Annotated in this window: 13 protein-coding genes; 10 read left to right on the forward strand and 3 right to left on the reverse strand. The window is 68.6% G+C overall.

What is annotated here, in order from left to right; all coding sequences use genetic code 11:
• Positions 1 to 9: 9 nt before the first annotated feature.
• Positions 10 to 1,665 (forward strand): flagellar hook protein FlgE, encoded by a 1,656-nt coding sequence (locus DFW101_RS01105; RefSeq protein ID WP_009179693.1) that lies wholly within the window; start codon positions 10 to 12, stop codon positions 1,663 to 1,665.
• 376 nt (positions 1,666 to 2,041) lie between these two features.
• The gene (locus DFW101_RS01110; protein ID WP_009179694.1) at positions 2,042 to 2,935 is read left to right on the forward strand and encodes a flagellin N-terminal helical domain-containing protein; all 894 of its coding nucleotides are present in this window, start codon (positions 2,042 to 2,044) and stop codon (positions 2,933 to 2,935) included.
• A gap of 295 nt (positions 2,936 to 3,230) precedes the next feature.
• Here DFW101_RS01110 and rnc read toward each other — a convergent pair whose 3' ends face one another.
• The gene (rnc, locus tag DFW101_RS01115) at positions 3,231 to 3,950 is read right to left on the reverse strand and encodes a ribonuclease III (RefSeq protein WP_009179695.1); all 720 of its coding nucleotides are present in this window, start codon (positions 3,948 to 3,950) and stop codon (positions 3,231 to 3,233) included.
• A gap of 276 nt (positions 3,951 to 4,226) precedes the next feature.
• On the opposite strand from rnc, the gene DFW101_RS01120 reads away from it, so the two are divergent.
• Complete coding sequence (locus DFW101_RS01120; protein ID WP_009179696.1) at positions 4,227 to 5,294, forward strand: phosphotransacetylase family protein; 1,068 nt, start codon at positions 4,227 to 4,229, stop codon at positions 5,292 to 5,294.
• A 159-nt stretch (positions 5,295 to 5,453) separates the two neighbouring features.
• Here DFW101_RS01120 and DFW101_RS01125 read toward each other — a convergent pair whose 3' ends face one another.
• A complete protein-coding gene (locus tag DFW101_RS01125; RefSeq protein WP_009179697.1) occupies positions 5,454 to 5,750 on the reverse strand; it encodes a hypothetical protein in 297 nt (98 codons plus the stop codon).
• 114 nt (positions 5,751 to 5,864) lie between these two features.
• Between DFW101_RS01125 and DFW101_RS01130 the strand changes: the two genes are divergently transcribed.
• Positions 5,865 to 9,077: a tetratricopeptide repeat protein gene (locus DFW101_RS01130; protein WP_009179698.1), complete on the forward strand. Its 3,213-nt coding sequence runs from the start codon at positions 5,865 to 5,867 to the stop codon at positions 9,075 to 9,077.
• A 51-nt stretch (positions 9,078 to 9,128) separates the two neighbouring features.
• A complete protein-coding gene (locus DFW101_RS01135; RefSeq protein ID WP_009179699.1) occupies positions 9,129 to 10,070 on the forward strand; it encodes a pseudouridine synthase family protein in 942 nt (313 codons plus the stop codon).
• Positions 10,071 to 10,145: 75 nt separating this feature from the next.
• Here the strand turns inward: DFW101_RS01135 and DFW101_RS01140 are convergent, their stop codons facing one another.
• Positions 10,146 to 10,328, reverse strand: a complete 183-nt coding sequence (locus tag DFW101_RS01140) for a flagellar biosynthesis anti-sigma factor FlgM (protein WP_009179700.1) — start codon at positions 10,326 to 10,328, stop codon at positions 10,146 to 10,148.
• Positions 10,329 to 10,500: 172 nt separating this feature from the next.
• On the opposite strand from DFW101_RS01140, the gene DFW101_RS01145 reads away from it, so the two are divergent.
• The 5 genes from DFW101_RS01145 to DFW101_RS01165 all read left to right on the forward strand — a co-directional run bounded on the left by DFW101_RS01145 (position 10,501) and on the right by DFW101_RS01165 (position 13,908).
• Entirely contained in the window at positions 10,501 to 11,190 is a 690-nt protein-coding gene (locus tag DFW101_RS01145; RefSeq protein ID WP_009179701.1) for a LexA family transcriptional regulator, read from the forward strand.
• 80 nt (positions 11,191 to 11,270) lie between these two features.
• The gene (locus DFW101_RS19720) at positions 11,271 to 11,435 is read left to right on the forward strand and encodes a hypothetical protein (RefSeq protein WP_009179702.1); all 165 of its coding nucleotides are present in this window, start codon (positions 11,271 to 11,273) and stop codon (positions 11,433 to 11,435) included.
• A 204-nt stretch (positions 11,436 to 11,639) separates the two neighbouring features.
• A complete protein-coding gene (locus tag DFW101_RS01155; protein WP_009179703.1) occupies positions 11,640 to 12,836 on the forward strand; it encodes an MFS transporter in 1,197 nt (398 codons plus the stop codon).
• A gap of 23 nt (positions 12,837 to 12,859) precedes the next feature.
• A complete protein-coding gene (locus tag DFW101_RS01160) occupies positions 12,860 to 13,255 on the forward strand; it encodes a flagellar basal body-associated FliL family protein (protein ID WP_009179704.1) in 396 nt (131 codons plus the stop codon).
• Positions 13,256 to 13,263: 8 nt separating this feature from the next.
• A complete protein-coding gene (locus DFW101_RS01165; protein ID WP_009179705.1) occupies positions 13,264 to 13,908 on the forward strand; it encodes a histidine phosphatase family protein in 645 nt (214 codons plus the stop codon).
• The last annotated feature ends 38 nt before the right edge of the window (positions 13,909 to 13,946 follow it).

Consider the following 13,946-nt stretch of genomic DNA (forward strand, 5'->3'; position numbering starts at 1 on the left):
GATAACAGTATGGCAGTCGGATTGGGAACATCCATGTGGTCGGGCGTCTCCGGCCTGCTGGCGAACTCGACGAAGATGAGCACTATCGGCAACAACCTGGCCAACGTCAACACCGTGGGCTTCAAGGGCGCGCGCACCGATTTCATGGATCTCATGAGCGCCAACATCGGCACGGCCGCCGGCGACAAGCAGATCGGCCGGGGCGTGCGCGTCGGCACGGTGGTCTCGGACTATTCCCAGGGCGGCCTGGAAACCACGAGCAACAGCCTGGACATGGCGATAAACGGCAACGGCTTTTTCATGGTCAAGCAGAAGAGCCAGGTCGGGTCCAACGGCAAGATGCTCAACACCGGCAACCAGACCAACTACTACAGCCGGGCCGGCAATTTCAGCTTCGATTCCGACGGCTATCTGGTCACCCCGCAGGGGCTGGCCGTCCAGGGCTGGAAGGTGGACCAGGAACGCATCGACGCGGCCAACGCGTCCGGCACGGTCCTGAGCCAGACCCCGGTTTCGGGCGAGATCCAGGACATACGCCTCAGCCAGTTCACCAGCCCGGCCAAGGCGACCTCCAGCGTCACCCTCATCACCAACCTGGATTCCGACACCAAGTCCGCCAGCACCCGTTCGGCCTCCAACGCCAACTACTACTACGCCATGACCGAAAGCTGGGACGGCACCCAGGATCCGGCCATGCCGTCCACGGCCTACTCCTACCAGACCACGGTCAAGGTCTACGACGAAAACGGCTCGCCCCACACCCTGACGACGTACTACGACAAGGTGGCTGACGTAAACGGCAAGGAGTACTGGGAATACACCGTCACCTGCGCCCCGAACGAAGACGGGCGGGTGGCCAGCAACGGCACCCCCTTCGGGGGCACGGAAGCGGCGGGCCTGCTCATGACCGGCACCATGACCTTCGATTCCTCGGGCAGCATGGAAAACATGAGCGCCTATACGATGAAGGCCAGCAACGCCACCCCCGGGGATTTCGACGCCACCCAATGGACCGCGGCCGATGTGAGCAACGGCTATCCGGTCTTCACGGCCAACTTCAAGTCCGTCTCCAACGCCAGTTTCACCAACTCGACCAACAACCCGCTCAACATCGCGCTCAATTTCGGCATCAGCAACATCGCCGGGTTTAGCGCCGGCGCTTCCGGCTCAAGCCTGGCCACCGCCGGCCACGACCCGGCCAACCTGGTCCATTTCAATCCCTCGACCATGAAGGTCAACAGCAACGTCACCACCAACTACGCCACATCCTCGTCCACGGTGTTCAGCTCCCAGAACGGCTACACGTCCGGGCTTCTCAACAACGTGTCCGTGGATGCCGACGGCATCCTGACCGGCTCCTTCTCCAACGGCCAGACCCAGAAGCTGTGGGCCCTGGCCTTGGCCAACTTCACCAACCTGCAGGGGCTCAGCCGCGAGGGCAGCAACCTCTACGCCGCCACCCTGGAATCGGGCCAGGGCACCACCAACCGGGCCAACACCGGCTCGGTGGGCTCGATCTCGGGCAACACCCTCGAATCCTCCAACGTGGACATGGCCACGGAGATGGTCAGCATGATCCTGACCCAGCGCGGGTTCGAGGCCAACAGCAAGACCATCACCACGGTCGACTCCATGCTCTCGGAAGTCATCCAGCTCAAGCGCTAGCCTTCTTTTTCCCGGTACCACCGGCCGTTCCCCCCGGGGAGCGGCCTTTTTTTATGGGCCGGGCCAGACGGGGCGGGCATTTGCCCGGGAAGCCGACACGCATCGGCCGGAGGAACGGGGGGCGTCGTCTTTTCGGACGGAAAGCGGCCGGGGATGGGAAAAGCTTGCCCGGCCGGACCAGCCGGCCGGCCCCGGCCGGGGGGTGGGGACCCCGGGGTGTGCGTATATTGGCGGCCGGGAGGGAACTTTTTTTCCCAGAGGGTTCATGTCTGTAGGCAACAGCATGATTTTCATGATGAAAGTCATGTTGGTACGGCTCGTGCTGTACCCAGGCAAAACCAACAAGGAACGTCTGGTTGCAACAAGGAGGTTTTCCATGTCCCTGGTTATCAATCACAACATGATGGCGATGAACGCCTCGCGGAACCTGTCCAATTCCTACGGCGCTCTGGCCACCTCGACCCGCCGCCTGTCTTCGGGCCTTCGCATCACCACGGCTTCGGACGACGCCGCCGGCCTGGCCATTCGCGAGCTCATGCGGTCCGACATTTCCACCCTCAACCAGGGTGTGCGAAACGCCAACGACGCCATCTCCATGATCCAGACGGCCGACGGCGCGCTCCAGGTCGTGGACGAAAAGCTCATCCGCATGAAGGAACTGGCCGAACAGGCTGCCACCGGCACCTACACCTCGGACCAGCGCCTGATCATCGACTCGGAATACCAGGCCATGGCTTCGGAAATCACCCGAATCGCCATGGCCACGGACTTCAACGGCATCTATCTCTTGAACGGCAACCTGTCCTCCGGGATCCACGACGGCAACAGCCTCACCCCGTCCGGTAAACTCAAGGTCCACTTCGGCACCGGCAATTCCAGCGCCGAGGACTACTATTACGTCCAGATCGGCAACTCCACGGCCTCGGCCCTGGGCGTCGGCCTGGCCGCCGGCACGGGCCGGGCCGGCCGCAGCATTTCCACCCAGGAGCTGGCCCAGAAGGCTCTTGACGCCATCACGGCGGCCATCGTGTCCAAGGACAAGATCCGGGCCAACCTGGGCGCCCTGCAAAACCGCCTGGAAAACACCATTTCCAACCTGCAGATCCAGGCCGAAAACCTGCAGTCCGCCGAATCCCAGATCTCCGACGTGGACGTGGCCAGCGAAATGACGGAATTCGTGCGTCAGCAGATCCTGACCCAGTCGGCGGTGGCCATGCTGTCCCAGGCCAACTCCCTGCCCAAGATGGCCATGCAGCTCATCAGCGGCTAGGCCCCGGCCAGCCGGAACGGTACGCCATGAAAAAGGACCAGGGAGGCGCGGATCGCAGGCGTCGATCCCTCCCTGGTCCGAAACGGCTTGGCCCGGTGCTGACGGAAATTTGACAAGGAAGGCCGGCTGCGTGTGCCCCGGCCCGAAGCGGCTTTCCGTGCCGGGAAGGTGCGGCAAAAGCCGCTTGCGCAACGCGCCCCGGCAGGCCCGCGGCAAAGCCGCCCCACGGGCGGCCGGTCCGAAACGGCGCGGGCGGCCAGCCGGCGCATCCCCCAACGTGACTCGCGCGGCCCGGCTACCGGACGATCCCCTCGCCATCCCCGGCGGTTTCGCCAAGGGCCTCGAGCGCCCGCAGGGCGGCCATCTGCTCGGCCTTTTTCACGCTTTTTTCGACAGCCGTGATCACCTGCCCGTCGGGCAGGGTCAGGCGGACCTGGAACCGCTTGTCGTGCTCCGGGCCTTCGCTGCCAAGCAGGCTGTAGACCGGCCGGGATTTGTGGGCCTTCTGGGTGTACTCCTGGAGCCGGCTCTTGAAATCCTTGGTCTTCGGCGCGGCCGGCCGCATGGGCCAGCTCCCCGCGAACGCCCGGATGATGAAGCCCTTGGCCGCCGCGTAGCCGCCGTCGAGGAAGATCGCCCCGATCACGGCCTCGAAGGCGTCGCTCAAAAGAGCCGGCCGGGTCCGGCCGCCCTGGTTTTCCTCCCCCTTGCCGAGCAGGACGTGTTCCTCCAGGGACAGGCGGCGGGCCATGGCCGCAAGGCTGCCCTCGTTGACGAGCTGGGAGCGGAGCAGGGTCAGCTCGCCTTCCGGGGCCTCGGGAAAGCGGACGAAAAGTTCCTCGGACACGCACAGTTCGAGCACCGCGTCGCCGAGAAATTCCAGGCGCTCGTTGTGGCCCAGGGCGTCGCCGCGTTCGTTGGCCCAGGAACTGTGGGTAAGGGCCGCCGTCAAGAGCTCCGGCCGGGCAAAGGCGTGGCCCAGGGCTTCTTGGACGACGGCAAAAGATGGCAGCATACGCGGCACTCCGTGATGCCGGGTCGGTGATTCCGCCCGGCCCGAGACGTGAAACGACGCGGGCGAAGCTAGCCTTTTTCCGGGGCGATTCCAAGTTGCCGCAGGGAAGGCCGGTGGTGTTTTTACGGCCGAGCCGCCCAATTATCTTGATTATCCCGGCCGGGGCGGGCATTTTATGCCGAGGACGCCGTCCCCGATCCATGGGGCGGCGGCACGGACCGCCGTGGCGGGCGGCGACCGGCGCGGCCCCGAAGCGGCCGCAGGAGGAGGGCAGCCATGGCTGGATTGTATGTTGGCGCGACGGCCGGGTATTCCGGCAAAAACATGGTGGTCATGGGGCTTGGGCTCCGTTTCCAGAAGGAAGGCTACTCCGTCGGCTACTTGAAACCCGTCGGCGCCATGCCCCGCGAGATCGACGGCCGGATGTGGGATGACGACGCCTACCACGTGCAGCGTATCCTGCACACCAACGAGGAGCCGGAAACCCTGACTCCCGTCATCGCTTCCCACGATTTCCAGGTCAGGGCCTTTCGCAACCAGACCGGCGACGTCATGGAATCCATCCGGGCCGCCTACGAGAAAGTGGCCGCCGGCAAGGACGTGACCATCGTCGGCGGATCCGGCGGCATGCACACCGGCCGGTACTGCAACGCCGACGGCGTGCGTGTGGTGCGCGAACTCGACCTCAAGGCCGTGGTCATCGACCGCTATTCCAAGGAACTCAATTACGACTACCTGCTGGTCCTCAAGGAGCAGCTCGGCGACCATCTGGCCGGCGTCATCTTAAACGACGTGGCCCAGAATTTCCTGGACGAGACCCAGACGCTCATCGCCCCCTTCCTGCGCGACCGGGGCATCCGGGTGCTCGGCATCATCCCCAAGGACCCGCTCATGGGGGCCATCAAGGTCTCGGACCTGGCCGACCGGCTCGGCGGCAAGGTCATCTCCGCCCACCACAAGTCCGACCGGATCGTGGAAAGCTTTCTCATCGGCACCATGCAGGTGGAAAACTTCATGACCCACTTCCGGCGGCAGAAAAATTCCGCCATCATCGTCGGCGGCGACCGCTCCGACGTCCACCTGGTCGCCCTCGAAGGCGACAGCCCCTGCCTCGTCCTCACCGGCAACCTCTACCCCAACGACATCATCCTGACCCGCTCCGAAGTCCTCGAAATCCCCATCATCGTGGTCCGGGAAGACACCTACACCGTGGCCAAGAAGATGGAGACGCTGCTTATGCGCCACAAGCTGCGCGACGAGATCAAGATCCGCCAGGGCGCCCAGCTCATCAACGCCAACCTCGACTTCCCGGTCCTCATGGACCAGCTCGGCTTGCGGCGCTAGCCCATCGGCGGCGTGCGGGAAGGGAAGAGAAGATGCCTCCGGCGGCCGGGAGGGGGTCACCCCCTCCCGGACCCACCCGAACGGGGCAAAGGTTCCCGCGCACCCCGCGAAGCCCGTGGAAAGTTTTTGGGAAGGGTTCCCCCGGCCGCCGGAGGCCTCTTAATTCTTCCTGTGCTCGTGGCAGGACACCAGAAACAGGGCGGCGCGCAGGCGCAGGACTTCGCGCGGGGCGCGGTCCATGAGGGCGTGGCCGGGCATGGGGAGCATGGTGGCGAGCGCGGTCTGTTCCCGGGCCTGCCTGCCGTCGTAGCGCATGGCTTCGAGTTCGGCCAGGGAGGCCAGGGCATCGGCCCGTTCCCTGGAAAAGGCTTCGCCGAGGCGGGCGGCGTGTTCGGGCTGGCGGATATCGAGGATCTGCCTGTCGTGGTCGCGGGAGATGGCGGGGACGTCTTTCATGTCAGGCTCCTTGCGGGGTTCTTTTCGGCCGGCCGGCCGGATGCCTTAGAGGCCGGACGATTTTTCCTGGCATGAATGCTGCTTTGCTTCCCGGCAAACGCAGGGAAGCCATCCGTGAGACACCATACGCTTTGCCGCCGCGCCACGACGCGCCTTTTCCGAACCGCCCCGGCGCTCGCGGCCGTGGCGGTGGTCTGTTGCCTGGGGGGTGTCGTACCGGCCTCCTGCCCGGCCGCCGGGCCGACCCTGGCCGCCATACGCGCTCCGGACGCTCCGGGGGGCGAGGCCCTGCCGGGCCGGGGCGAAACGCCGTTGCCGACGGCGGATCGGGCCTTCCGGGTGGAACTCAAGAAAAGCGCCCCTGCCGAAGGCGCGATCCGGGTCGGCGGCGCGGCTTCGTTCGAGGCCCGGCTTTTCGCCGGCGACCGGGAGATGGCCCTGGACGGGTCGGTGTGCCGTTGGCGTTCGGACGGCGGGGCGAAATTTCTGGAGGCCGAGGGCCCGTTTGCGACCACGGCTATTTTTTTGCGCCCCGGCCGCCAGCGGGTCTGGGTGGAGGTGGTGCCGCGCTCGGGGCCGTCGCCGGGACTTACGGCGGTGTCCGAGCCGGTGGAGTTGGACATCGCCGCGCCGTCTTTCTCCTTGTCCGTCACGCCGTCCTCGCCCCTGGTCGGGGAAGAGGCCACCGTGTCCATCCGGGATTTCCCGGTCCACGACGGGGTGGAATTCCGGTGGGATCCGTTGCCGGCGGGCAAGGCGAAGCTTGTGGCTGTCGGCGAGCGGAGCCTGACCTTTTATCCGACCGAGGCCGGGGTCGTGCCGGTGCGCGTGACGGCCGCCACGGGCGCCACAGAGGGAGGCTGGGCGGGCGGCAAGGACCTTGGCGGAGACCTCGGCGGGGCCCAGGCGGCGGTGACGGCCCGGCCCTACGCCGTGGCCGTGGAGGACCGGGGGCTCCTGGAAGCGCCGGCCACGGTCTGGCGCGACGGCGAAGGGCCGGTGCCGGCCCCTGGGGTGGCGGTGCGGCAAAACGTGCGGCTGCGGGCGGTGGTGACGCCGACCCCGCCAAGTCCGCCCCTGGCCTATGCCTGGAGCCTGTGTCCCGGGGCCCGGGTCCGGGGCGGGGAGGACGGGCGCGAGATCGCGGTTTCGCGCGACGCCCTGGGGCCTTGCGAGGCCGAACTCGAGGTCCGCGACGGCCGGGGGCTGCTCCTTGGCCGGGGCAAGGGGAGCTTTACGGTGTCGGTCTCCCAGGAGGAGCTGGACACGGCCGTGGCCAACGCCCGGGAGACCGACCGGAGGACCCGGGCGGCCGAGGCGGCCTGGGCCGACGGCGAGCCGGACAAGGCCCTCGATCTGGCCGGGCTGGCCGTGCGCCTGAGCCCCCGGGACGGTCCGGCCCTGATCGCCCTCGACCGGATCGGCCGGGACAAGGCCCGGCTGGACGGCTCTCTGGCCAAGGCCGGCGCGGCGCTCGCGGGAGACGATTTTTCCGAGGTCGCGGCCATGCTCGGCGAGGCGGCCAAGGTGAGTCCCCGGGCCGGGGCCATCGAGGCCCTGCGCCGGAAGGCCGGAGCCAGAAAGGAGACCCTTGGCCGGGTGGATGCGCTCCTGGCCGAGGGCCGCGACAAATGGGAGGCCGGCGACGTGGACGCGGCCCTGGGCCTCTCCGGCCAGGCCCTGTCCCTCGATGCCGGCCACCCGGCGGCCCGGGCCCAGCGGGAGCGGATGGTGGCCGACCGCGACCGGCTGATCGCGGCCCTCAAGCAGTCGGCCGCCTATCTTTTGGCCAAGCGTTTCGACAGCGCGGCCGGGGCCCTGGCCGAGGCCCGGGCGGTCAACCCCAAATTCGCGGCCGTGCGGGAGCTCGACAAGGCCATTGCCGCCCGCAAGGACCGGGCCTGGCGCATGGACGAGCGGCTGGCCCGGGCCAGGGACCAGTGGGACGCCGGCGACGCCGACGGGGCCCTGGCCACCCTGGCCGAGGCGACGGCGCTTGACCCCGAGCACGGCGGCGCGGCGGCCACACGCAAAAACCTGGTCCTGGCCCGGGAAAAACTTGCCCACGCCGAGGAACGGGCCGAGGCGGCCATTGCCGCCGGCACATGCGACGCGGCCAGGGTGGCCCTGGCCGAAGCAGCCGGCATCAGCCCCCGCCATCCGAAGCTGGCCGCCCTGGCCGGGGCCCTCGCCCACCGGGTCGACCGGGACAAGCGGCTGGCCGCGCTTCGAGGCGAGGCCACCAGGCGGCAAGCCGCCGGCGACGCCGACGGGGCCATCCTGGCCTTAAACGACATGCTGGCCCTGACCCCCGGCGACCAGGCCATGACGGCCGAACGCGACAAGCTGGTCCGGGACCGCGACGCCGCGACAGAGGCCCTTGGCCGGGCCCGGGATTACCTCTCCGCCCGACGTTTCGATCTGGCCCTTGGGGCCGTGGCCGAGGCCCAAAAGGCCAGTCCCGGACTGCCGGCCCTGGCCGGGTGGCGGGAAAAGATCCAGGCCGGGCAGAAGCTGGCCGAGGCCGAGGCCGCCAAAAGGCTCGACGAGGCGGCGGGGCTGCTTGAGAAAAAGGATTTTGCCGCCGCCGGAACGCGCCTGGACGCGGCCCGGACCCTGGGGCCGCTGCCGGCCGGCCTGGCCGGCAGGGCCAAGGACCTCGACCGCCGGGTCCAGGCCGGCCTTGGCCGCGAGGCCGAGGCCAAACGCGAAAACGCCCGCCGCGACATCGCAGCGGGGAGGCCTGTGGACGCCGAGCGCCGGGCCCGGTGCGAGGCGGCGGGGCGGGAGGCCGCGGCCAAGCGGGCGGCCGGCGACCATGCCGGGGCCATCCGCGACTACCAGGCGCTGCTCAATCAGTGCCCGGACACCTGCCAGGCCTACAACAACGTGGGCGCGTCGCTTTTTTCCCTGGGCTACACCGCGGAGTCCCTGCCCTGGTTCACCGAGGCGGTCAAATGCGCCCCGGGCGAGCGGCTCTATCAGGACAACGTGGCCCTGACCCGGAAAAAGTTGTCGCCGCCGCCGGCCAAAGCCGGGCCGGACACGGCCGCCACCTGCGCCGCCTCGTTCGCGGCGGCAGAGACCAAGCGCGGCGGCGGCGACTTGGCCGGAGCCATCGAAGGCTACCGGACCGTGGTGGCCCGGTGTCCGGATTTCTGCGCCGCCTACAACAACATGGGCCTTTCCCTGCACAAGCTCGGCCGGCCGGCCGAATCCCTGCCCTTTTTCGAGCAGGCCCTGCGCTGCAATCCCAAGGACGCCCTGTTCAAGGACAACTACGAGTTGACGGTCAAGCGCCTGCGCACGGCCGCGCGCCGCCCGTAGCGGCGAAAAGCCGACCGTTGCTTTCCGCCGGGGCTCGGTTATGCTTTGGCGATGGAAGATATCCTGGACGAGGGCGCAAAGGACAGGCGGGAAGCGGCCGTGCCGCCCGAGGCCGCCGGCTGGCGGCTGGACCGGGCGACGGAACTGTTGTGGCCGGAAACCGGGCTGCGGGGCCGGCGGCGGCTGATCGCGGCCGGGGCGGTCCTGGTCGATGGGCAATTGCGCGGCCCGGCCTACCGGGTCCGGACCGGGGAAATCCTGGCCGGCCAGATTCCGGCCCGGCCCGAGGGTGCCTTTACGGCCGCCGACGTGCCGGTGCTCGTCCAGACTGGCGATTTTGCCGCCGTGTCCAAGCCGGCCGGCCTTCACAGCGCGGCCATCGCCCACGGCGGCGGCCAGAGCCTCGACGACCTCCTGCCGGCCCTTTTTCCGGACCGCGCCGCCATACTCCTCTCCCGGCTCGACCGCCTGACCTCCGGCATCGTGGCCGTGGCCCTGACGCCCGGGGCCGGGACCCGGTACCGGGACCTGGAGGACGCCGGGCAGGTGGCCAAGGACTACCTTGCCGTGGTCCACGGCGTGATCGCCGACCCCTTTGTGGTCGATTTCCGGCTGGATACGGCAGACCGGGCCAAGACCCGGGTTCGGTTCAAAAGCGAGCCCGATCCCCTGCGCCATACCCAGGTGGAGCCCCTGGACCGCCTGGATGGCCTGACGCTTGTCCGCTGCCGCATCGCCAAGGGGGCCCGGCACCAGATCCGGGCCCATCTGGCCGGAGCCGGCCATCCCCTTGTCGGGGACCCGGTCTACGGGCGGGGGGAGGGGGAACGGCTCCATCTCCACTGTGCGGCCCTGGCCTGTCCGGTCCTTGACGCGAGCGATCCGCCGGCCTGGACCCTGGCCGAAGCGGCTGCGACGGCCCGGGGCGCGGCGCGGAAAAAGGGCGCGGCAGAGGAAGGCGCGGCAACGGACGGCCCGGAGGGCGTTCCTTGAAAAGTACGGCAGCACTTTTCAAGGAACATGCTTCTCTTGCCGACTCTTCGTGCGGGGCTTTCGAGGGCGGGAAAGCTAGTCCGAGTCGGCGGAGAGCGCGTCGAGCAGGCCCTCGATGATCTCGTAGCGCTGGATGAGGTAGGTGCCGGATGCGACGCGACGCTTCAAATCCTGGATGCGGCGCGCCCGCATGGCCGGGTCTTCCCGCTGGGTGGCGTCGGCGCCCGGTGGGCGGTGGCACTTGTCGGGAACGGTCATGGCGGACTTCCTTGTCTGCGCCGCCGGGCCCCGGGCCTTGGCGACGGTGTCTGTCGCAGGTCTTATCGGTCTGGTTACAGCCGAACTTTACCAACCCGGAAAAATTTTGCCGTCCGGCCCGGACGGGCGAAAACGCTTGCGTCCGGGAGCCGGTTTGTTTATAAGAAGCAACATGACGGAACGACACGAGACCGATGCGCCAACCGCCGGGGGGTTCGAGGGATTTTTCGCCCGGGCCGCCAAGGCGGCGGGGCTCACCTCCCAGGCCGAACTGGCCCTCCTTGTGGGCGTGCACCGCTCGGCCGTCACCCAGGCCAAGAAAAAGGACGCCGTGCCCAAGGCCTGGATCCTGGCCGTGTCCCGCCGGGCCGGGGTGGACGCCGACTGGCTGGAGTTCGGGCGGCCGGACCGGCGGGCCCGGGCAACGTCCGGGGCAGGGGAGACGGACGGCGGACTCTTTGCGGGTGTGCCCAAGGTGCGGGCCAGGCTCTCGGCCGGCGGCGGCTCGTTCGAGACGGCGGGCGAGGTGGAGGCGGTCTATCCCTTTCGCCGGGACTGGCTGCGGCGCAAGGGCAACCCGGCCTCCATGGTGCTCATGGACGTGGTCGGCAACAGCATGGAGCCGGAAATCCGCCACGGTGACACGGTGCTGATCGACCAGGGCCAGACCGGGGTGATGGCCCACGCCGTCTATGCCGTGGGCGTCGAGGACACGGTGCTGGTCAAGCGGGTGGAAAAGCGGCCCGGGGCCCTGGTCCTTTTGAGCGACAACCGGGACTACGCGCCCCTTGTCCTTTCCGGGGACGAGCTCGACGCGCTGCGGGTCATCGGCCGGGTGTTGTGGGTGGGGCGCGAACTGTAGGCCCCTTTTTTTTGTCCGGAACGTTTATTTAAATAAACTGCCGTTGCGCACTGGCGCAACACCCGACAAGGAGACGCATCATGCAACGACGCTACTGCCCCTGCGGCACATCCATCCTGGTGGATTTCCGGCCGGCCGGGCCCACGTGGCTGGCGGTCTTTTTCAAGCCGCGGCTCCTTTTCCGCTCCCGGGTGTCGCGCTGCCCCCGTTGCGGCGCACCCCTCGACATTGACAGCTTGTCCTGAGGCGCCCGTCGTTGACCCGGGGCCGGCCGCCGGACCGCCTCCCCCGTCCGGCGGCCGGCCCCTCGCGCCCTGGGCGTCGTTCCCGCTCCCGCGACGCCCAGGGCCTTTTTTCCCGGGGGGAGCCGGGGGCCGGGTTTTTGCTTTCCTCCGCCCCGGTTAGGGCGTAGGGAAACCGTCGCATCAGGACGGCCAGGGAGCATGGGCATGGGAAAGTGGACGTTTTCCGTTCTATTTGCCGCAACCGTGTGTGGCATCTCTTCCATTTACGCGCCCCAGCCCCTGCTTCCGCTTCTGGCCGCCACCTTCGGCCTCTCCCAGGCCACGGCCTCCCTGGCCCTGACCGCCACCATGCTGCCGCTCGGCCTCGCGCCCCTGGCCTACGGCTTCTTTCTCGAGGCCGTGCCGGCCAGGCCTCTTATCGGCGCATCGCTGGCGCTGCTTGCCCTGTGCACCGGCGGGCTCGGCCTGTGTTCCGATTTCGGCTGGTTCCTGGTCCTGCGGGTGGGGCAGGGGCTCTTGGTCCCCGCCCTTTTGACCGCGCTCATGACCTACCTCGCCACGGCGGCCAAGCCGTCCCAGGTCCGTCGGGTCATGGCCGTCTACATCGCGGTCACGGTCTTTGGCGGATTTTTCGGCCGGTTCTTCTCGGGACTGGCCGCCGACGCCCTGGGCTGGCGGCTGCCCTTTGCCGGGCTCGGCGCGGCGCTGGCCCTGTGCGCCGCCGCCTGCCTGACCCTGCCGCCGGACGCCCGCACGGCCTTTTCCCCCATCCGGTTCGCCCATGCGCCGGAGGTGCTGCGAAAACCGGGATTCTTGGCCACCTACACGGTCATAGCCCTGCTCTTTTTCGTCTTTTCCGGCATGCTGAACCTGCTTCCCTTCCGGCTGGCCGAACTCGAAGGCGGCTACACGCCCCTTCGGGCCGGGGCCATGTACGCCGGCTACCTCATGGGCATTGTCACCTGCCTGACCTCCCACCGCCTGTCCCGGTATTTCGACGGCCCGGCCCGGTCCATGGCGGTCGGCGCGGCCGTGGTCATCGCGGCGGCGCTCGTGTTCGCGCTTCCGTTCCAGGGGGCCCTTTTCGCCAGCGTCTTTGTCCTTTGCGCCGGCATGTTCACGGCCCATTCCGTGGCCCCGGGCGTGCTCAACGGGGCGGAGCGGGAGCACAAGGGGCTTGTCAACGGGCTCTATATATCTTTTTATTATTCCGGGGGCGCCCTTGGCACCTGCCTGCCCGGCCTGGTCCTGGCCCGGTCCGGGTTCGGGGCGGCGGCCGGCCTCCTGGTCGTGGCCGCCGTCGTGGCCGCCGTCGTGGCCGTGCGGCTCGATGCCGTCTCCTTCGCCGCCGAGGGCGGGCCGTCCCGGGCGACGGCCGGGCGGCGCGACCGCAACCGTTAGCCGATACCGTGACCGGAGAAACCATGCGACACGCCCCCTGGCCCTGGCCCTGGCTTCTGGCCGCGCTCCTCGTGTGCCTCCTGTGGCCCCGGGGGGGCAACGCCCAGTCCGACGCCGTGGTCCGGGGCGGGATCGCCGTCTATCCCGGCTTGGACGTCAACATCGCGGACGGCGGCCGGCTGGCCCGGCTCCATATCGCCTTCGAGGCCCAGTGCGTGGACGCGCCTTCCGCCCAGATGGCCGCCGCGCCCCAGACCCGCGAAGCGATCCTGCTTTTCTTGCGCGACAAGACCGTGGCCGAACTGGCGACGGTTCCCGGCAAGCGAAAGCTCAAGCAGGACCTCCTGGCGGTCATGAACAAGGCCGTGGGCGGCCCGCGCGTGGTGCGTCTCTATTTCCTGCAACTCGTGGTCCTCTAAGGCCCGTCATGCCCGTCATTCGCCTCATCCGTCACGGCCAGAGCATTTCCAACGCCGGCGAGGTGACGCAGTTTCCGGGCACCATCCCCTTGACCGCCCTTGGCCAAGCCCAGGCCGAGGCCGTGGCCGCCTCGTTTGTCCGGCCGCCCCGGCTGGTGGTCTTTTCCACCTTCGAGCGGTCGGTCGAGACCGCCGAGCCGCTTTGCCGGCGGTTTCCCGAGGTGCCGACCGCAGTCTGGCCGGTCGAGGAATTCACCTACCTGGCCCCGCGCCGCTACTGCGGCACCACCCGCCTCGACCGGCAGGCGGCCGTGGCCGCCTACTGGAAGGGCCTCGACCCGGAAAGCCGCGACGGGGACGAGGCCGAGTCGTTCGCCGTGTTCTGGGACAGGGTGGAGGCCTTCCTGGCCCGGTGCCGGCAGGCGGCGGGAAGGGTGGCTGTTTTTTCCCACGGCCAATTCCTGCGCGGGGTCATGCTGCGGATCCTGTCCGGGCCGCTTGCCGTGCCCGAGGCCATGGGCCGGTTCCGGGCTTTCCGGCAGGCTATCGCCCTGCCCAACGCCGCCATGGTGGACCTTGCCCTCACGCGCCGGGGGGCCATGCTCGGTCCGGTGGCGACCGGCCACCTGCCGGCCGGGATGCTTTCCTCGTGATGTCGCGTCGTTTTTTTTCCCAATCCGTTGAAACGGCT

The organism is Solidesulfovibrio carbinoliphilus subsp. oakridgensis (genome assembly GCF_000177215.2).
Lineage (GTDB): Bacteria > Desulfobacterota > Desulfovibrionia > Desulfovibrionales > Desulfovibrionaceae > Solidesulfovibrio > Solidesulfovibrio carbinoliphilus.

What these genes read in the sequence shown, in the direction of transcription:
- DFW101_RS01160 (WP_009179704.1), top strand. Translation starts at nt 12,860, where the DNA reads ATGCGACACGCCCCCTGGCCCTGGCCCTGGCTTCTGGCCGCGCTCCTC.
- DFW101_RS01105 (WP_009179693.1), top strand. Translation starts at nt 10, where the DNA reads ATGGCAGTCGGATTGGGAACATCCATGTGGTCGGGCGTCTCCGGCCTG.
- DFW101_RS01165 (WP_009179705.1), top strand. Translation starts at nt 13,264, where the DNA reads ATGCCCGTCATTCGCCTCATCCGTCACGGCCAGAGCATTTCCAACGCC.
- DFW101_RS01110 (WP_009179694.1), top strand. Translation starts at nt 2,042, where the DNA reads ATGTCCCTGGTTATCAATCACAACATGATGGCGATGAACGCCTCGCGG.
- DFW101_RS01145 (WP_009179701.1), top strand. Translation starts at nt 10,501, where the DNA reads ATGACGGAACGACACGAGACCGATGCGCCAACCGCCGGGGGGTTCGAG.
- DFW101_RS01155 (WP_009179703.1), top strand. Translation starts at nt 11,640, where the DNA reads ATGGGAAAGTGGACGTTTTCCGTTCTATTTGCCGCAACCGTGTGTGGC.
- DFW101_RS01125 (WP_009179697.1), bottom strand. Translation starts at nt 5,750, where the DNA reads ATGAAAGACGTCCCCGCCATCTCCCGCGACCACGACAGGCAGATCCTC.
- DFW101_RS19720 (WP_009179702.1), top strand. Translation starts at nt 11,271, where the DNA reads ATGCAACGACGCTACTGCCCCTGCGGCACATCCATCCTGGTGGATTTC.
- rnc (WP_009179695.1), bottom strand. Translation starts at nt 3,950, where the DNA reads ATGCTGCCATCTTTTGCCGTCGTCCAAGAAGCCCTGGGCCACGCCTTT.
- DFW101_RS01140 (WP_009179700.1), bottom strand. Translation starts at nt 10,328, where the DNA reads ATGACCGTTCCCGACAAGTGCCACCGCCCACCGGGCGCCGACGCCACC.
- DFW101_RS01135 (WP_009179699.1), top strand. Translation starts at nt 9,129, where the DNA reads ATGGAAGATATCCTGGACGAGGGCGCAAAGGACAGGCGGGAAGCGGCC.
- DFW101_RS01120 (WP_009179696.1), top strand. Translation starts at nt 4,227, where the DNA reads ATGGCTGGATTGTATGTTGGCGCGACGGCCGGGTATTCCGGCAAAAAC.